Genomic DNA, 16,749 nt, shown 5'->3' with positions numbered 1-16,749 from the left:
GGCACACCGGCGCATGCGCACGGCGGGCGCCGGTGTGCCCGCGGAGTCTTTCAGTTCAGCCGCTTCTCGAAATACACCCGATTGAATCCGTCGTCCTGCCGGCGGCCGAATTCCACGTAGCCCATGTGGGGATACATGGCGAGGTTCTCGGTCATCAACTCGTTGGTGTAGAGATGCACCGCGCCCATGCCCTGACGGCGGGCCTCGTCTTCGCAGAACTCGATGAGCAAGCGGCCCAGCCCCTGGCCCGCGAACTCCGGCAGCACGGCCACGTTCTCCAGGAACATGTGGCGCTCCTTGGGGTAGAAGACGATGAAGCCCTGCACCTGCCCGGCCTCGTCGGTGGCGACATAGACCTTGTCCTCGGCGATCTGGGCCGCGAAGTCGGCAAGCATGGGCGCGGGCTTGCGCCCCATGACCGACACGTAACGCTGATAGGCTTGCTCGGCGCATTCACGCACCTGGCTGGCGTCGCTGTCGACAGCAATTCGAATCATGGAGTCCCTCTTCCTTCCTGCATGGATATGGCAGGATAACCGACCGACATTGCCGCTCGCCGCAAGTTCAGCGATTCTGCCGCGGGGCCGTCGCCATCCTGCCGGGCGGCGCCACCGATCCATGACCGGGCGCGCGCCTTGCTCGACCCGACACCCCGCGGGCCCAGGGCCCGCCAAGCGCAGGAGTGTGCATGCGAAGCGAGAAAGACAAGATGCTGGCCGGCGAGCTCTACGACGCCAGCGCGGCCGAACTGCAGGCGGACCTGGCGGCGTGCCAGGCCTGGCTGCACCGCTACAACGCCAGCCTGGCGCTGCCACTGGAACAGCGCCGCGCCCTGCTCGCCGAGCGGCTGCGCCACGTCGGTGCGCACGCGGCCGTGCGGCCACCCTTTCATTGCGACTATGGCTACAACATCACGCTGGGCGACGGCGTATTCCTGAATTTCAACTGCGTCATCCTGGATGTGGTCGAGGTCGTCATCGGCAGCAAGACCCAGATCGCGCCGGGCGTGCAGATTCTCGCCGCCGACCACCCGCGCGATGCGGCCCAGCGGGCGAGCGGCCTGGAATTCGGGCGGCCGGTGCGCATCGGCAGCAACGTCTGGATCGGCGCCGGCGCCCTCATCCTGCCGGGAGTCAGCATCGGCGACGACGCCCTGGTGGGCGCCGGCAGCGTGGTCACGCGCGACGTGCCTGCGGGCGCCACGGTGATGGGTAATCCCGCCCGAGTCGACGGGCGGCGCGGCACCGAAAGTGCTAACGACTGCAGGAGCGCGACACCCGCGCGGCCTGGAGAACCATCATGAAAATGCAGATCACGTTCAATAAGACCGACGGCAGCACCGGCATGGCGCTGGTCGACGGTGTCGTCAACGATCCGATCGAAGCCCGGCGCGAGCTCGTGGCCGCGCTGGACCTGCCCGACGCCTCGGACCACAACGATGCGGACGCCCGCCTGCGCGCGGCCGGCATCGAACCGGCGTCGGTGCAGGTCGTGCCCCTGGTAGAGTAAGGCACAGCCGGTTACGCAGCGGCTGTGGCACGTATCTTGCTGAAACCGATCACCGCAGTCGGATACGACTGCGCGGATACATCCATGCATACGAACAACAAGGGGAAATCCATGCGCTTTCAACGTCTCGCCATCGCCGCCACCCTCGCCGCCGCCACGGCTCTCGCCGCCTGCACGACGACGACACCCGCCGGGACCAACACCAATGCGACGGTGGCTCAACAGCGACAGGCCATCAACGATGCCGCCAGCGCCACGCTGCAGCGCCTGTACGAGCAGGCCCCGGACAGCCGCGCCATCGTCGATCGCGCGCATGCCGTGCTGGTCTTCCCCGAAGTGCTGAGCGGTGCCTTCGTGGTCGGTTTCGAGCACGGACGCGGGGTGCTGCGCGTCAAGGGCCAGCCGCAGGGGTATTACACCTCGACGGGCGGCTCGATCGGCTTTCAGGCCGGCGCGCAGTCCAAGGCTCTGGTCATCGCCTTCACCGATGCGGCCTCGTATCAGAAATTCCGCAACAGCAACGGCTGGACGATCGGTGCGGACGCCACTGTCGCCGTGGCCAGCATCGGCGTGAACGGCAGCATCGACACCCAGACCGCCAACCAGCCCGTGGTGGGCTTCGTGCTGAACAATGGCGGCCTGATGGCCGGCGTGTCCATCGACGGTACGCGCATCGCCCCGGCCCGCAACCTGTAAGCACTGGCATGGCAGCCCGGACGCGCGAGCCGCGTCCGTCTTGCCGCCCACGTACCACCGGCATTCGCCGGGCGGCGCGTGGGCGTTTTTGTTGGCGTTGACCGGATACCGCCGAGGCGGGGCCGACAGGACGCGCAGCCCGCCCGGCAAGACGGGCGCGGCGCGGCATCGCCGCACGGTGTCACACCGCTGCCGCCACCTCCGTGCGATTGCGGCCCTGCGCCTTGGCGCGGTAGAGCGCGACGTCGGCCGCCTTCACGAGTGCGCTGAAGCCGGGCTCCGTATCGGGCAGGTGGGACAGGTGCGCGACACCGCACGACACCGTGATCTCTCCCACGCCGGCCATGCGCTGCGCGGCGACGGCCAGGCGCAGGCGCTCGGCGGTCTCGACCGCGAAAGGCAGCGGCGTGGCCGGCATGAACAAGGCGAATTCCTCGCCGCCGAGCCGGCATGCCAGGTCGCCGGGACGGGCCTGCGCGGCGAGAACGCGCGCCAGGTGCTGCAGCACGCGGTCGCCCACGTCGTGGCCCAGGCGATCGTTGACCAGCTTGAAGCGATCGATGTCGACCAGGACCACCGCACAGCTCGCGCCGGCCGCCTGCCACGCCGCCGCGGCGGCCTCCATGGCGCGCCGGTTGGCCAGGCCGGTGAGCTGATCGGTCTGCGACTCCTCGTTCAGGCGCCGGATGCGTCCCTGCACGCCGGACAGGCCGCGCAGCAGGGAAGACTTGATCTGCGCCGCCTCGAAATACCAGGAGCGCACGCGCTCGAGGCGATCCCTGGCATCGGGCTCTTCCATCTGCCCGGCACGGCGGGCGATCTGCGCGAGCGGCTTGGATATCTGCGCCGACAGTGCCCAGATCAGCGCGAAAGACAGCGCCAGCCCCGGCAAGGTGTACGCCAGATTGCGCCAGACCAGCGCGGACAGCTCGGCAAGCGTGGCCTGCTCGGGCTGGCTCGCGATCACCCCCCAGTCGGCCACGGCCACCGGGGCATAGCCCGCCAGCACCGGCACGTCGTTCGCGTTCGTCAGGCGCATGGCCCCGCTGCGGCCCGCGCGCACCGCGGCGACGGCCGGGTCGCCCTCGCGTAGCGCGCCCACCCATGCACGGTCCTGGTGATAGAGCACGCGCCCCTCGTCGTCCACTACGTAGAGATAGGAGCCGTCCATGAAATCGTGCTCGCCCAACAGCGAGCTGAGCAGCCCGTCGCGGTGCAGGTAGAGCGAGCCGCTCACATAGCCCAGGTACTGCCCCGCCTCGTCCTCGATCGGGCTCGTCAGCGTGATGATGAGGCGCCCCATCGCACCGACGAAGGGCCGGCTTATCATGGGCGCGCGCTGCGCGAGCGCCTCGCGCGCCCCGACGGTGTCCAGCCGCCTGCCGCGCAGCCCGAGATTGGGCGGGTCGGTGGCGAGCACCGTGCCGTCGGCGCCGACCACCAGCACAGCGTCGAACATGGACGCGTCCTCGCGCAGACGGGTCACGATGGACTGGCGTTGCGCCGCATCCGTCCAGGCCCCGGCAACCTCGTCCCCGGCATACGCCAGGCGCTGCAGGCTCATGCGCAGGTAGAGATCGGTCGTCTTGGCGATCTTGCCCGCGTACAGCCGGTTGGCCTCCAATCCTTTGTCGAGCAACAGGTCGCGATGCATGATGCCGCCCGACACCAGCGCGATGAAGAGCGTGAGCAGCACCGACCCGCAGGTCAGGCACAGGACGAGCTGGCGCAGATTGATCTTGGGCATGGCACCTGGCGCAAAAGCGGGGCAAGCATGGAAAGTCCGGGACGACTGCCCCGCTTCTCTGGCTACGCCGTCCGGGCTGCTAGCATAACCGCCATGCCATCGGCCCACCCAGAGCCCGGCGCCGCGGCACGGCGGCGCAGCGACCCGCTGCGCAGAGCCCACGGACCCACACGCCATCATGCACGCCTCGAACCAAGTCATCTGCCAGCCACTGACCGAACACGCCTTCGCACCCTACGGCTGGATGCTGGGCAAGCCCCTGCCCGCGCCGGCCGCCGCCGCGGTGGCCTTCAGCAACGCCGCGACGGACTTCTGGCAGCAGCACGTCTTCGATGCCGGCGCGGGCGGTGAGACCGAGATCCTCTGGGTGAACTATCGCAGCACCGAGCCGATGATCGGCACGCTGGAAGTGCACGACCTGACCGAGCAGGCCCTCGTCCCGCTGACCGGGCCCGTGCTGCACGTCGTGGCGCGCAGCCGCGACGACGGGAGCCCGGACCTGGCCTCGCTCCGCGCCTTTGCCCTGCACCCTGGCCAAGGGGTTTGCATGCGCCCGGGCTGCTGGCACGCGAGCCGCGTCCCCGAGCGCGAAGCCGCATGCCTCATGTTGACGCGCCGCTCCACCACCGCCGACCTGGTTCGCCACTTGCGTGGCGAGGCCGACGGCACCGAAAGCCGGCTCGCCACGCTGGCCACACCCTTCCTGCTCGCCACGTGAGCCTTGCCCGTCGAGCCGGATCGCGCGCCGCCATGAACGTTCGGCGGACTGGCGGCGTCCAAGAACCGGACCACTCTTTCCCTGGGAGAACCCCGTGCCCCTGCTGATCGTCCTCGCCATCGCCACCCTGACCCTGTGCACATACCTCGCGCTGCGCACGCGGCACGCGCGCTGGTTCCAGGCGCTCGCGGTCTACGCAGTGCTGGCGGGCGGCAACCTGCTCATGGCGCTCGATCTGTTCACGCTGCCGCAGCCGGCGCGCACGCTGTGCATCGCCTTGCTGATGCTGGCCACGCTGTTCCTGTTGCCGGTTGCGGGCTTCGCCGTCTGGCGCAGCCAGGCGCGCGGCTGAGGCAGGCCCGCGCTCATCCCGCCGTCCGTACTCGACGGGGCTCGCCAGTCTCGGCAAGCTCGGGTACCATCCCACTCCATGATCTCGCCCATTCCCCTTCCCCTCTCGCACGCCACGGGCACCGTGGCGACGCCGGGCTGTGGGCGCGATCCGCTGTATCTTCTCAAGCCGGATTTCGACGCACAGCCCTAGGCCCGGCGGCACCCAGCCATCCCCGCACCTCGTCCGTCGGGCCTTTCCAGTGCGCAGCAGCCCCGCGTGGGCCTTACACGATCCGACGCCATCATGAACAAGCAAGCCTCCCTGGACCGGGTGTTCTCCGAACTCGACCACGCCCGCCTCTTCAAACTGTCCGACGCCCATGTCGCTCCCGACGGCAGCCTGCCGCCGCTGTTCGACCTGCTCGACGAGGGCGGCGTCATCCCGCCGCGACAGATCCCGCCCGACGTGGTGACGATGCACAGCCGCGTCCTGGTCACCGACGAACAGGGCGAGCAGCGCGAGATCACCCTGTGCTATCCGCACGAAGCCGACCTCGCGGCCGGCAAGTACTCGGTGCTCTCGCCGATCGGCACCGCGCTGCTCGGCATGCGCGCGCGCTCCAGTACGCAGTACCGCACGCCCAACGGGAAAACGGTGCTCCTGCGCATCGACGCCATCCGTTTCCAGCCCGAGGCCTGGGGCAACTACCTGCTCTAGATGCCGGCCGGACGCTCCCAGCCGGGGCGGGCGCCGACCAGCGCACGCCGGCACGAGGCAAACCCGGACGGCCCAGCCGATCCGCACGGGCGCGCGCTATGCTTGCACGAGGGCACACCCGGCGCGCCTGCACCGGGGCATCCGTCCGAGGAGTCAGTCATGAGTCTGTCATCGCCGTCCAGCCAAGGCCCGCACTATGCGTTGAAGGCCGACGTCATCGAGGTCGAAGGCCGCTATCGGGGCGTCGTCGCGATCCGGCTGGATGCCGACGGCTACGTCGAGCACCGGATCGCACATTGCGATCGCCAGCATGGTGACGCAGGCGCGGCGCGGGCCGACGCGCAAGCGCTGCTGAGCCGGCTCGAGGCCCAGGCGCCCCAGGGCACCGAGGCATTCGACGCCCTGCGCCGCGCCTCACAGCCCGCCGGCTGAGCGAGCTTGGCCCCGGCAGGGCGGCGGACAAGCTCGCCCGTGCTAAGGTCGCACCCCATGACACTCGAAGCCTGGATCGCCCTCGGACTCGCCATCGGCGTGGTCTACGCCATCGCGCGCGAAATTCTCCGCCGTCGCAAAGGCGACGACTGAGTTCGCCCGGCCCCGCCGCGCAGGCCGCCGCTTGCGCAAAACCACAAGCGCTGATAGATTAATGCAACTGATTGCACAAACAGATGCATGAACGCTCGGGGAGACTGCATGAATGCCGCCATTGCCCAGACCCTGCAGGCCTGGCACCGCTACCTGCGCAGCAACGACGCCGCCGAACTGCGCCCGCTCGTCGCTGACGACGTGGTCTTTCGCTCGCCGGTGGCGCACTCCCCCTATCCCGGGCCCGAGGCCATCGTGCTCGTGCTCACTACCGTCAACACGGTCTTCGAGAACTTCCAGTACCACCGCGAGTTCTTCACCGCCGACGGCCTGAGCGTCGGCCTGGAATTCAGCGCCGAGATCGACGGCAAGGCGCTCAAGGGCATCGACCTCATCCGCTTCGACCCCGACGGCAAGATCGCCGAGTTCGAGGTCATGGTCCGCCCGGCCAGCGGGCTGGCCGCACTGCAGGCCGCGATGGGCGCGCGCCTGGCCCAGCACAAGGCAACGCTCACCGGCGCTCGCTGATCGTTCCGATATTTTCTCTGCCTTTCGGAGTCAACCATGGCACTTCCCTCCATCCTCGCCGATCGCGTGCGCCTGCCGGTCGTCGCCTCTCCCCTTTTCATCATCTCGAACCCGGATCTGGTGATCGCCCAGTGCAAGGCGGGCATCGTCGGCTCGTTCCCCGCGCTCAATGCGCGGCCGGCCAGCCAGCTCTCCGAGTGGCTGGACCGCATCACCACCGAGCTGGCCGAGCACGACGCCAGGCATCCGGACCGTCCTTCGGCACCGTTTGCCGTCAACCAAATCGTGCACCGCTCCAATGACCGGCTGGAGCACGACATGGAGGTGGTGGTGCGCTACAAGGTGCCCATCGTCATCACCTCGCTGGGCGCGCGTGCCGAGATCAACGACGCGATCCACAGCTACGGCGGCATCGTGCTGCACGACGTGATCGACAACCGCTTCGCCCGCAAGGCGATCGAGAAAGGCGCCGATGGCCTGATCGCCGTGGCGGCGGGTGCGGGCGGGCACGCCGGCTTCCAGTCGCCGCTCGCGCTGATCCAGGAAATCCGCGAGTGGTTCGACGGCCCGCTGCTGCTCTCCGGCTCGATCGCCAACGGCCGTTCGATCCTGGCCGCGCAGACCATGGGCGCGGACATGGCCTACATCGGTTCGGCCTTCATCGCCACCGAGGAGGCCAACGCGGTCGAAGGCTACAAGCGCATGATCACCGAATGCGGCGCCAACGACATCGTGCACACCAACCTCATCACCGGTGTGCACGGCAACTACCTCAAGCCCTCGCTGGTGGCTGCCGGCCTGGACCCGGACAACCTGCCCAGCAGCGACCCCTCCAAGATGAACTTCGGCTCCGACCGCGAGAAGCCCAAGGCCTGGAAGGAGATCTGGGGCTGCGGCCAGGGCATCGGCGTGCTGCGCGAGGTCATGCCGGCCGCCAGCCTGATCGAGCGCTTGGCCCGAGAATACGACGCCGCCAGGGCCGACATGCTCGAGCAGCTCACCCGCGGCGCGCGCCCGCAGGCCCTCGCCGCCTGATGCATCGCTGCGCGCGCCGTCGCCCATGGCGGCGCGCGACGGCCCTGCCACCGCCATGTCCCTGCCCCATGCCCTGCTCGCCGCGTTGCTGGAGCGTCCCGGCTCCGGTTCGGAGCTCGCCAGCCGTTTCGACCGTTCGATCGGCTACTTCTGGCACGCCACGCACCAGCAGATCTACCGCGAACTGGCGCGCCTGGAAAAAGCCGGCCTGCTCGAGTCCCTGCCGCCCGAAAGCGGACGCGGACGCAAGCGGGCGTATCGGGTGCTGCCGGCCGGGCGCGCCGAGCTGGCGCGCTGGACCGCCAGCGCGGTCGACCTGGCCCCCTCGCGCAACGAACTCATGGTGCGCATCCGCGCCGAGGCGATTGTCGGCCCCACCGGGTTGCACGAAGAACTCGAACGCCACCTGCGCCTGCACGAGGCCAAGCTCGCGCTCTACGAGCAGATCCAGCAGCGCGACTTCGCCAATCGCGAACTCACGCGGGGCCAACGCCTGCAGGCGCTGGTGCTGCGCTCCGGCATCGAGAGCGAGACGCAGGCGGTGAAGTTCTGCCGGGATGCCCTCGCCGTGCTGGCCGAGGATGACGAGCGCGTCGATACCGCGCCTCGCTGAAACAGCCCCCGCGCTCACCCCGTTCGCTACCCGCGGTGGCTTCGGCCGCCTCCGGGCGGCCGGGCGGAGACCGAGGTGAAACGACCCCCACGATCACGGCGCAAAAAGTATGATCGGACGTTTCATCATGGAGCACCCGACGTGCACCTGCCCACTCATGACGACGTTCGCGCTGCCGCCGGCCGGCTCGACGGCGTGGCCCACCGCACCCCTGTCCTGCAGGCGCGCACCCTGAACGAGCGCCTGGGTGCCGACGTGTTCTTCAAGTGCGAGAACCTGCAGCGCATGGGCGCCTTCAAGTTCCGCGGCGCCTACAACGCGATCATGCGCCTGCCCGAGGCCGAGCGCCGGCGCGGCGTGGTCGCTTTCTCGTCGGGCAACCATGCCCAGGCGGTGGCGCTGTCCGCGCGCCTGCTCGGCACCCGCGCCACCATCGTCATGCCGCACGACGCGCCGGCCGCCAAGGTGGCCGCCACCCGCGGCTACGGCGCCGAAGTCGTCGTCTACAACCGCCTGACCGAAGACCGCCAGGCGATCGCCACCGCGCTTGCCGAAACACGCGGCCTGAGCCTGGTGCCGCCCTTCGACGACGCCGGCGTGATCGCGGGCCAGGGCACGGCCGCGCTCGAGCTGCTGCAGGACTGCCCCGGCCTGGACATCCTCGTCGCGCCGCTGGGCGGCGGCGGCCTGCTCTCGGGCTGCGCATTGGCCGCGCAGGGGCTGGCGCCCGACTGCCGGCTGTACGGCGTGGAACCCACGGCCGGCGACGACGTGCGGCGCTCGCTGGAGGCCGGCCACATCGTCGCCATCGAGCCGCCCACCGCGCTGGCGGACGGCGCGCTCACCACGCGCGTGGGCGACCTCACCTTCGCCATCATCCGTGAGCACGTCGCAGGCGTGCTCACCGCCTCGGACGACGACCTGGTCCAGGCCATGCGCTTCTACGCCGAACGCATGAAGCTGGTGGTCGAGCCCACCGGCGCGCTCTCGCTTGCCGCGCTGCTCAACGGTCAGCTCGACGTGCGCGGCGCGCGCGTCGGCGTGGTGATCAGCGGCGGCAACGTCGATCTCGCGCGCTACGCCGCCCTGCTGGGCTGAATACCGCAAGGCGGGGACCGGCCTGGGCCGGCTGCTGCGCCTGCCCACCGCGCTCGCCTCATGCACTTGTCTCATACGCGAGTGCAGGGCCCGCGCCGGCCGGCACCCAGCCCGCCGGCTCAGCGCTCCGACGGTACGCCCGCCGTCTCCAGAATCACCCTTCTTCTGGGCGAACGCTTCCGTGGCATTTAAAAAATTGCAGGTCGAATTTCAAAATCGACTGGCGAAGCCAAATCCATAGCTCTCATTGCACGCAGTTTTATAATACTGCCATGCAAGCCACTATTCTGCATTGCAGAATATCCTGAGGAGACATGATGAGCGCCCAGCTCATGGACAGGCAAGATCTGGAATTCCTGCTGTTCGACCTGCTCGAGGCCGACAAGCTGTGCGAGCGCGAGCGCTACGCGGAACACAGCCAGGACACGTTCAAGGCTGTGCTCGACACCGCCGAGCGCATCGCAGCGAGCAAGTTCGCGCCGCACGCCCACGATGCCGACGAGCACGAGCCGCGCTTCGAGAACGGCAAGGTGACGATGCTGCCCCAGGTGGGCGAGGCCATCCGCGCGTTCGCCGACGCAGGCTTTCTCGCCGCGGGCCACGATGACGAGAGCGGCGGCATGCAGCTACCCGTGAGCGTCGCGCAGGCCTGCATGACGCTCTTTCGCTCGGCCAATACGCCCACCTCGGCCTACCTGTTCCTGACCGCGGCCAACGCCAACCTGATCCGCGCCCATGGCAGCCCGGCTCAGAAGCAGCGCTTCCTACCCGCACTGCTGGCCGGCCGCTGGCTGGGCACCATGGCGCTCACCGAACCGCACGCCGGCTCCTCGGTGCCCGATGCGCGCACCACCGCCACCCCGGTGGGCGACGGCACCTACCGCATCCGCGGCACCAAGATCTTCATTTCGGGCGGCGATCACGAACTCTCCGAGAATATCGTGCATCTCGTGCTGGCGCGCCTGCCGGACGCCCCTGCCGGCGCGCGCGGCCTGTCGCTCTTCATCGTGCCCAAGTACCGCGTGGACGGCGAAGGCCGCGTGGGCGCGCGCAACGACGTCGCACTCGCCGGGCTGATCCACAAGATGGGCTATCGCGGCACCACCTCGACCATCCTCAGCTTCGGCGAGAACGACGAGTGCCTGGGCGAGCTGATCGGCGAGCCCAACCGCGGCCTGAACTGCATGTTCCACATGATGAACGAGGCGCGCATCGGCGTCGGCCTGGGCGCCGCGGTGATCGGCTATACCGGCTATCGCCATGCGCTGGAGTACGCGCGCACGCGCCCCCAGGGCCGGCATCCCGACGCGCGCGATCCGGCGAGCCCGCAAGTGTCCATCATCGAGCACGCCGACGTGCGCCGCATGCTGCTCACCCAGAAGGCCTACGTCGAGGGCGGGCTCGCGCTGTGCCTGACCGGCGCGCGGCTGGCCGACGATGCGCGCACCGCGGCCGACGCCGCCGCACGCAGCGATGCCGACGCGCTGCTCGGCCTGCTCACGCCGGTCATCAAGTCCTGGCCGTCGCAGTTCTGCCTGGAAGCCAACAGCCTGGCGATCCAGGTGCATGGCGGCTATGGCTACACGCGCGAATATCCGGTCGAGCGCCTGTATCGCGACAACCGGCTCAACCCGCTGCACGAGGGCACGCACGGCATCCAGGGCATGGACCTGCTGGGCCGCAAGGCCGGCATGGACGACGGCCGCGCGATGCGCCTGCTCGATACGCGCATCGCAACCGCCGTGGCGAATGCGCGGGCCAGCGGCGACGCCGCCCTGGCGCAGCACGCCGACGCACTTGCCGAGGAATGGCAGCAGGTGCAGCAGACGACCGCCGTGCTTCTCGAGCACCTCGCCACGGACCGCCGCGCGGGCCTGGCCAACGCCAGCATCTATCTCGAAGCGTTCGGACGCGCGATCGTCGCCTGGATCTGGCTCGAGCAGGCCGTGGCCGCGCTGCGCGCGCGCGAACGGCAGCGCCGCAGCGCGGACTTCGTGGCTGGCAAGCTCGCTGCCTGCGCCTGGTACTACGCCTGCGAACTGCCGCGCAATGCCGCACAGCACGAGCTGCTGCGCCGCATGGACGAGCACGCGCTGCGCATGCAGCCGGCGTGGTTCTGAGCCGGGAGCCCGCATGCACACCCTGCCCGCTTCCCTGGACGCCGGGCCCTCGCTCGCCGAGCGCCTGGGCGCCCTGCCCGCCCGCCTGCACGCGGTTATCGACCCGTGGGTGCGCAGCCAGCCCGACGCCCTCGCCATCGAAGATCCGCAGCGGCGCTACACCTATGCGCAGTTCGACGCCGCCGTGCGCGACGCCGCCGACCGCCTGGCCGGGCTGGGCCTGCGCGGCGGCGACCGCCTGCTGATCGCCGCCGAGAACTGCGCGGCCCTCGCTGTGCTGTTCTTTGCCGCGAGCCGGCTCGACGCCTGGGCCTGCGTGGTCAATGCCCGGCTCGCGCCGGCGGAACTCGACGCCATCCACGCGCACAGCGGGGCACGCCTGGCCGTGTTCCTCGATGCCGATTCGCCCGCGGCGCGCAGCCATGCCGAACGTGTCCATGCCCGGCGCGCGGACTGGGCCTGCATCGGCCCGTTCAGCGTCACCCCGGCCGACCCGCAGGCCGTGGCCGAGGCCGTGGCGGCCGCCCCCGAAGCGCAGGTGGCGGCCCTCATCTACACCTCCGGCACCACGGGCCTGCCCAAGGGCGTCATGCTGACCCACCGCAACCTGGTCTTCATCGGCGACGCGGCGCGGCGCAATCGCGCCATCACGCCCGCGGACACGGCCTACGGCATTCTGCCGATGTCGCACGTCTACGGCCTGGCTTCCGTGCTCATCGGCATGCTCTACAGCGGCGGCGCCCTGCGCATCGAATCGCGCTTCGATCCGGCCGAGGTGGTGCGCGCCTGGCGCGACGACGGCATCACCATCATGCACGGCGTGGCGGCGATGTATGCCAGGCTGCTCGCCTGGTCGCGCGAGACGGGCACCTCGTTGCGCGGGCTGGGCCTGCGCGTGGCCCAGGGCGGCGGCGGCCCGCTGTCGCAGGCGCTCAAGGACGACTTCGAAACCAGCACCGGCGTCACGCTGCACCTGGGCTACGGCATGACGGAAGCCGCGCCCACCATCGCGCAGACCCGGCTGGACGCGCCCCGCCCCGACGTCTCGTCCGGCCCGCCGATCGCCGGCGTGGCCGTGCGGCGCGTGGCCGAGGACGGCAGCGACGCCGACCCCGGCGAGGTCGGCGAGATCTGGGTGCGCGGCCCCAACGTGATGAAGGGCTATTACCGCGATCCGGAACAGACCGCGGCCGCGCTCACGCCCGATGGCTGGCTGCGCACCGGCGATCTCGGCGTGCAGGACGACGCGGGCAACATCAACATCGTCGGCCGCGCCAAGGACATGATCATCCGCTCGGGCTTCAACGTCTACCCCACCGAGGTGGAGTCGGCGTTGAACGCGCATCCCGACGTGCTGCAGTCGGCGGTGCTCGGCCGCCCGGCCGGCGACAACGAGGACATCGTCGCCTTCATCGAGCCCATCGCCGGCGCGCCGCGCGACGCCCAGCGCCTGCTGGTCTGGCTACGCGGCCGTCTGTCGCCGTATAAAATCCCCACGCACGTGATCTACCTGGAGCAGTTGCCGGCCGCCTCGACCGGCAAGGTGCTCAAGAAGGATCTCAAGCAGCGCCTGCTCGACGGCACGCACCCCTGACCTTCGCGCCCCGCTCGCCGGGGCGTTCGTTTCTCGCCATGACCGATCCCAGCCCCACCCCCGACGAGCACGACGACAAGAGCCGCATCAAGGAAGACCGGCACTTCGTCTCGGCGCTGGCGCGCGGGCTGGAAGTGCTCACCTGCTTTCGCGATGCCGGCATGCTGCTCGGCAACCAGGAGATCGCCGAACGCAGCCGGCTGCCCAAGTCCACGGTGTCGCGCCTGACCTACACCCTGACCAAGCTCGGCTATCTCGATCCGGTCGAAGGCATGGCCAAGTACCGGCTCGGCACGGCGGCCGTCGTGCTGGGCGCCTCGGCGCTCACCAACTTCGACATCCGCCGGGTGGCGGTGCCGCTGATGCAGGAACTGGCCGACTTCGCGCGCGCCTCGGTGTCGCTCGGCGTGCGCGAGCGGCTGGCCGTCGTGTACATCGACACGCAGCGCGGCGCCGCCACGTTCTCGCTCAACGTGGACGCCGGCTGGCGCGTGCCCATCGCCACCACGGCCATCGGGCGCGCCTACATCGCCAGTTGCGGCGAAGCCGAACGCGCCTACCTGCTCGACGCGCTGCGCGAGGACGACCCCGCCGCCTGGCCGCAGCGGCGCGCCGGCATCGAGGCCGCGATCCAGCAGTTCCGTGAAATCGGCTGCTGCACCTCCTTCGGCGAATGGCAATCCGAAGTGAATTCCATCGCCACCACGATCAGCCGCGGGCCGGAACGCCAGCCCATGGTCATCAACTGCGGCGGGCCGGCCTTCATGCTCACCCCGGCCTTTCTCGTCGATACCGTGCGCCCCCGCCTCATCGAGGTCGCGCGCAGCATCCAGGCGAGTGCGATGCGCATGCCCTGACCCTTCGCCCCCGCGCGACGACGCGGGGCGGGCGCGCAACCCGCGGCATACTCTGTCGGACGATCTCCCCTCGCCATGCCGGCCACGCCAGCGTAAGGCGGCGTTTGCGTTGCCGGCAAGCCGGACCTATGATGGCGCAGGCTTCAACCGCTGTTCCCATTAAAAGAACGTTGTTCAAACATGGCAAACGCAATGACGAAGCGCTATACGTCCACGCACTGGGGCATCTACGAAGTTCTGCAGGCGTCCGAGGGGCCCCGCCTGGCGCCCTTCTTCGCCGACCCCGACCCTTCGCCGATCGGCCTGGGCATGCTCGAGGCGAGCCACGAACTGCGCGTCGCGCGGCCGAGCGTGCGGCGCAGCGTGCTCGAGGCCGGGCTCGGGGCGCATCCCGAGCGCCGCGGCAACGAACCCTTCGTCGAGGTGGACTGGGACACCGGCCTGGACCTGGCGGCGAGCGCCCTGCGCGAGGTCATCCGGCGCGGCGGCAACGAGGCCGTCTTCGGCGGTTCGTATGGCTGGTCCAGCGCCGGGCGCTTTCATCATGCGCAGAGCCAGGTCCACCGCTTTCTGAACAGCATCGGCGGCTACGTGCGCCACGTCGATTCCTACAGCCTGGGCGCGGCCCGCGTCGTCATGCCGCACATCGTCGCCGGCATGGACGAGCTCATGGCCCAGCACACGAGCTGGGACGTCCTGCGCGCGCACACGCGGCTGTTCATCACCTTCGGCGGCGTGCCGCGCAAGAACGCCCAGGTCAACCCGGGCGGCGCGGCCGAACATCGCGTGCGCGCAGGGCTGGCCGCCATGGCCGAAGCGGGCACGCGCTTCGTGAACATCAGCCCGGTCGCCTCCGACCTGGACACCGGGCGCGAGTTCACCTGGCTGCCCGTGCGCCCGAACACGGACACCGCGCTGATGCTCGGCATGGCGCACACGCTGGCGACCGAGAACCTGCACGATCGCAGCTTCCTCGAACGCTATTGCGCGGGCTACGCGCACTTCGAGCGCTACCTGCTCGGCGCGGACGACGGCCAGCCCAAGCATGCCGACTGGGCCGCCGGCATCTGCGGCGTGCCTGCGGCGACCATCCGCCAGCTCGCGCGCGATGCCGCCGCCGCCCGCACCATGCTCAACATCTCGTGGTCGCTGCAGCGTTCGGACCATGGCGAGCAACCGTTCTGGATGCTGGTCACGCTCGCCGCCATGCTCGGCCAGATCGGCCTGCCGGGCGGCGGCTTCGGCGTCGGCTACGGCGCGAGCAACCTGATGGGCATGGACCACCCGCGGTTCTCGGGGCCGACGCTGCCGCAGGGGCAGAATGCCGTGCGCGCCTTCATCCCGGTGGCGCGCCTGGCCGACATGCTGGAGAACCCGGGCGGCGCCTTCACGTACAACGGCTCGACCCACCGTTACCCGGCGATCGAGCTCATCTACTGGGCCGGCGGCAACCCGTTCCACCACCACCAGGATCTGCAGCGGCTGGCGGCGGCCTGGCGGCGCGTGCCTCACGTGATCGTCAACGAGCCCTTCTGGACGCCTACCGCACGCATGGCGGACATCGTCTTCCCGGCCACCACCACGCTGGAGCGCGAGGACATCGGCTTCGCGACGCGCGAGCGCTACATGATCGCCATGCATCCGGTGCAGCCGCCCCATGCCGAGGCGCGCGACGACTATGCGATCTTCACCGGCCTGGCCGAGCGGCTGGGCGCCGGCGCCGCCTTCACCGAGGGGCGCAGCGTGCGCGACTGGCTGCGCCATCTGTACGACGACTGCCGGCCGCGCGCGGCTCGCGTCGGCGTCGAGCTGCCCGAGTTCGACAGCTTCTTCGCCGCCGGCATCTTCGACATCGGCGAACGCGCCCGCCCTGTCGTCATGCTCGAGGACTTTCGCCGGGACCCCGCCGCCCATCCCCTGCGCACCCCGTCGGGCCGCATCGAGATCCACAGCGAGCGGGTGGCCGGCTTCGGCTACGCGGACTGCCCCGGCCATCCCGTCTGGCTCGCCCCCGAGGAGTGGCTGGGCTCGGCCAAGGCCGAGCGCTATCCGCTGCACATGCTGTCGGACCAGCCGCACACCAAGCTGCACAGCCAATACGACCACGCCCGCCTGAGCCGGGAGAACCGCATCCACGGACGCGAGCCGATCCTGATGCACCCGGCCGACGCCGCCGCGCGCGGCATCGGCGAGCACGACCTGGTCCGCGTGCACAATGCGCGCGGCAGCACCCTGGCCGCCGCCGTGCTCAGCGAGCGCATCGCGCGCGGCGTGGTCAAGCTCTCCACCGGCGCCTGGTACGACCCGGGGCCCGACGGCCTGGAAAAGCACGGCAACCCGAACGCGCTGACGCTGGACCGGGGCGCGTCCAGCCTGTCCCAGGGCTGCATCGCGCAGACCTGCCTGGTCGACGTCGAACGCTGGACGGGGCAAGCCCCGCCCGTCACCGCCTTCGACATGCCCGACATCGTGGCGCGCAACACATCACGCTGATCGGCAGCGCGCGCCGCAGGGGTTCGGCGGCCCCGCGCATGTGAACGACACCGCACACGGCATGAGCCGGCAGGCGGGGCGGTTTGACGCCCCGCGCTCCATTTC

The 16,749-nt window shown here is 70.0% G+C and carries 17 protein-coding genes; 15 read left to right on the top strand and 2 right to left on the bottom strand.

Annotated features, from left to right (window positions below):
* Positions 1-50 precede the first annotated feature (50 nt).
* Positions 51-497, bottom strand: coding sequence for a GNAT family N-acetyltransferase (locus FOZ76_RS09465; protein ID WP_143947903.1), 447 nt, complete (start codon positions 495-497; stop codon positions 51-53).
* Positions 498-688: 191 nt separating this feature from the next.
* Between FOZ76_RS09465 and FOZ76_RS09460 the strand changes: the two genes are divergently transcribed.
* The 3 genes from FOZ76_RS09460 to FOZ76_RS09450 all read left to right on the top strand — a co-directional run bounded on the left by FOZ76_RS09460 (position 689) and on the right by FOZ76_RS09450 (position 2,205).
* Complete coding sequence (locus FOZ76_RS09460) at positions 689-1,303, top strand: sugar O-acetyltransferase (RefSeq protein ID WP_143947902.1); 615 nt, start codon at positions 689-691, stop codon at positions 1,301-1,303.
* The gene (locus tag FOZ76_RS09455; protein WP_246129388.1) at positions 1,300-1,509 is read left to right on the top strand and encodes a hypothetical protein; all 210 of its coding nucleotides are present in this window, start codon (positions 1,300-1,302) and stop codon (positions 1,507-1,509) included. The genes FOZ76_RS09460 and FOZ76_RS09455 overlap by 4 nt, the downstream gene beginning before the upstream one ends.
* Positions 1,510-1,593: 84 nt before the next feature.
* On the top strand, positions 1,594-2,205 hold the full coding sequence (locus FOZ76_RS09450; protein ID WP_246129386.1) for a BPSL1445 family SYLF domain-containing lipoprotein: 612 nt from the start codon (positions 1,594-1,596) through the stop codon (positions 2,203-2,205).
* Positions 2,206-2,386: 181 nt separating this feature from the next.
* Here the strand turns inward: FOZ76_RS09450 and FOZ76_RS09445 are convergent, their stop codons facing one another.
* Complete coding sequence (locus FOZ76_RS09445) at positions 2,387-3,952, bottom strand: sensor domain-containing diguanylate cyclase (protein WP_170235367.1); 1,566 nt, start codon at positions 3,950-3,952, stop codon at positions 2,387-2,389.
* Between the two features lie 178 nt (positions 3,953-4,130).
* Here FOZ76_RS09445 and FOZ76_RS09440 point away from each other — a divergent pair, with 178 nt between their 5' ends.
* The 12 genes from FOZ76_RS09440 (at position 4,131) to FOZ76_RS09385 (ending at position 16,644) form a co-directional block, all read left to right on the top strand.
* The gene (locus tag FOZ76_RS09440; RefSeq protein WP_143947899.1) at positions 4,131-4,670 is read left to right on the top strand and encodes an ureidoglycolate lyase; all 540 of its coding nucleotides are present in this window, start codon (positions 4,131-4,133) and stop codon (positions 4,668-4,670) included.
* Positions 4,671-4,764: 94 nt separating this feature from the next.
* Positions 4,765-5,022 (top strand): hypothetical protein, encoded by a 258-nt coding sequence (locus FOZ76_RS09435; protein ID WP_143947898.1) that lies wholly within the window; start codon positions 4,765-4,767, stop codon positions 5,020-5,022.
* A 285-nt stretch (positions 5,023-5,307) separates the two neighbouring features.
* Positions 5,308-5,721 carry a GreA/GreB family elongation factor gene (locus FOZ76_RS09430; protein WP_143947897.1) on the top strand — a complete coding sequence of 138 codons (414 nt, stop codon included), beginning with the start codon at positions 5,308-5,310 and terminating at the stop codon, positions 5,719-5,721.
* A gap of 159 nt (positions 5,722-5,880) precedes the next feature.
* Complete coding sequence (locus FOZ76_RS09425; RefSeq protein ID WP_143947896.1) at positions 5,881-6,153, top strand: hypothetical protein; 273 nt, start codon at positions 5,881-5,883, stop codon at positions 6,151-6,153.
* A gap of 261 nt (positions 6,154-6,414) precedes the next feature.
* The gene (locus FOZ76_RS09420; protein WP_143947895.1) at positions 6,415-6,834 is read left to right on the top strand and encodes a nuclear transport factor 2 family protein; all 420 of its coding nucleotides are present in this window, start codon (positions 6,415-6,417) and stop codon (positions 6,832-6,834) included.
* Positions 6,835-6,870: 36 nt separating this feature from the next.
* A complete protein-coding gene (locus FOZ76_RS09415) occupies positions 6,871-7,869 on the top strand; it encodes an NAD(P)H-dependent flavin oxidoreductase (RefSeq protein WP_143947894.1) in 999 nt (332 codons plus the stop codon).
* A gap of 55 nt (positions 7,870-7,924) precedes the next feature.
* On the top strand, positions 7,925-8,482 hold the full coding sequence (locus FOZ76_RS09410) for a PadR family transcriptional regulator (protein ID WP_143947893.1): 558 nt from the start codon (positions 7,925-7,927) through the stop codon (positions 8,480-8,482).
* 141 nt (positions 8,483-8,623) lie between these two features.
* The gene (locus FOZ76_RS09405) at positions 8,624-9,580 is read left to right on the top strand and encodes a threo-3-hydroxy-L-aspartate ammonia-lyase (RefSeq protein WP_143947892.1); all 957 of its coding nucleotides are present in this window, start codon (positions 8,624-8,626) and stop codon (positions 9,578-9,580) included.
* Positions 9,581-9,897: 317 nt separating this feature from the next.
* Positions 9,898-11,700, top strand: a complete 1,803-nt coding sequence (locus FOZ76_RS09400; RefSeq protein ID WP_211366164.1) for an acyl-CoA dehydrogenase family protein — start codon at positions 9,898-9,900, stop codon at positions 11,698-11,700.
* Positions 11,701-11,713: 13 nt separating this feature from the next.
* Complete coding sequence (locus tag FOZ76_RS09395) at positions 11,714-13,294, top strand: class I adenylate-forming enzyme family protein (RefSeq protein WP_143947890.1); 1,581 nt, start codon at positions 11,714-11,716, stop codon at positions 13,292-13,294.
* 38 nt (positions 13,295-13,332) lie between these two features.
* Positions 13,333-14,151, top strand: a complete 819-nt coding sequence (locus FOZ76_RS09390; RefSeq protein WP_143947889.1) for an IclR family transcriptional regulator — start codon at positions 13,333-13,335, stop codon at positions 14,149-14,151.
* 192 nt (positions 14,152-14,343) lie between these two features.
* Positions 14,344-16,644: a molybdopterin-dependent oxidoreductase gene (locus FOZ76_RS09385; protein ID WP_143947888.1), complete on the top strand. Its 2,301-nt coding sequence runs from the start codon at positions 14,344-14,346 to the stop codon at positions 16,642-16,644.
* Positions 16,645-16,749 lie beyond the last annotated feature (105 nt).

Origin of the sequence: Verticiella sediminum (assembly GCF_007558815.1) — a bacterium.
Classification (GTDB): domain Bacteria; phylum Pseudomonadota; class Gammaproteobacteria; order Burkholderiales; family Burkholderiaceae_B; genus Verticiella; species Verticiella sediminum.
Note: the sequence above shows the minus strand (reverse complement) of the source record. Positions and strands in the feature narration are given on the sequence as shown.

Bases quoted from the DNA above. Each gene is read 5' to 3' on its own strand.
- FOZ76_RS09390 (WP_143947889.1), top strand. From the start codon at position 13,333: ATGACCGATCCCAGCCCCACCCCCGACGAGCACGACGACAAGAGCCGC.
- FOZ76_RS09410 (WP_143947893.1), top strand. From the start codon at position 7,925: ATGTCCCTGCCCCATGCCCTGCTCGCCGCGTTGCTGGAGCGTCCCGGC.
- FOZ76_RS09385 (WP_143947888.1), top strand. From the start codon at position 14,344: ATGACGAAGCGCTATACGTCCACGCACTGGGGCATCTACGAAGTTCTG.
- FOZ76_RS09425 (WP_143947896.1), top strand. From the start codon at position 5,881: ATGAGTCTGTCATCGCCGTCCAGCCAAGGCCCGCACTATGCGTTGAAG.
- FOZ76_RS09450 (WP_246129386.1), top strand. From the start codon at position 1,594: ATGCATACGAACAACAAGGGGAAATCCATGCGCTTTCAACGTCTCGCC.
- FOZ76_RS09415 (WP_143947894.1), top strand. From the start codon at position 6,871: ATGGCACTTCCCTCCATCCTCGCCGATCGCGTGCGCCTGCCGGTCGTC.
- FOZ76_RS09400 (WP_211366164.1), top strand. From the start codon at position 9,898: ATGAGCGCCCAGCTCATGGACAGGCAAGATCTGGAATTCCTGCTGTTC.
- FOZ76_RS09395 (WP_143947890.1), top strand. From the start codon at position 11,714: ATGCACACCCTGCCCGCTTCCCTGGACGCCGGGCCCTCGCTCGCCGAG.
- FOZ76_RS09445 (WP_170235367.1), bottom strand. From the start codon at position 3,952: ATGCCCAAGATCAATCTGCGCCAGCTCGTCCTGTGCCTGACCTGCGGG.
- FOZ76_RS09455 (WP_246129388.1), top strand. From the start codon at position 1,300: ATGAAAATGCAGATCACGTTCAATAAGACCGACGGCAGCACCGGCATG.
- FOZ76_RS09460 (WP_143947902.1), top strand. From the start codon at position 689: ATGCGAAGCGAGAAAGACAAGATGCTGGCCGGCGAGCTCTACGACGCC.
- FOZ76_RS09440 (WP_143947899.1), top strand. From the start codon at position 4,131: ATGCACGCCTCGAACCAAGTCATCTGCCAGCCACTGACCGAACACGCC.
- FOZ76_RS09465 (WP_143947903.1), bottom strand. From the start codon at position 497: ATGATTCGAATTGCTGTCGACAGCGACGCCAGCCAGGTGCGTGAATGC.
- FOZ76_RS09420 (WP_143947895.1), top strand. From the start codon at position 6,415: ATGAATGCCGCCATTGCCCAGACCCTGCAGGCCTGGCACCGCTACCTG.
- FOZ76_RS09430 (WP_143947897.1), top strand. From the start codon at position 5,308: ATGAACAAGCAAGCCTCCCTGGACCGGGTGTTCTCCGAACTCGACCAC.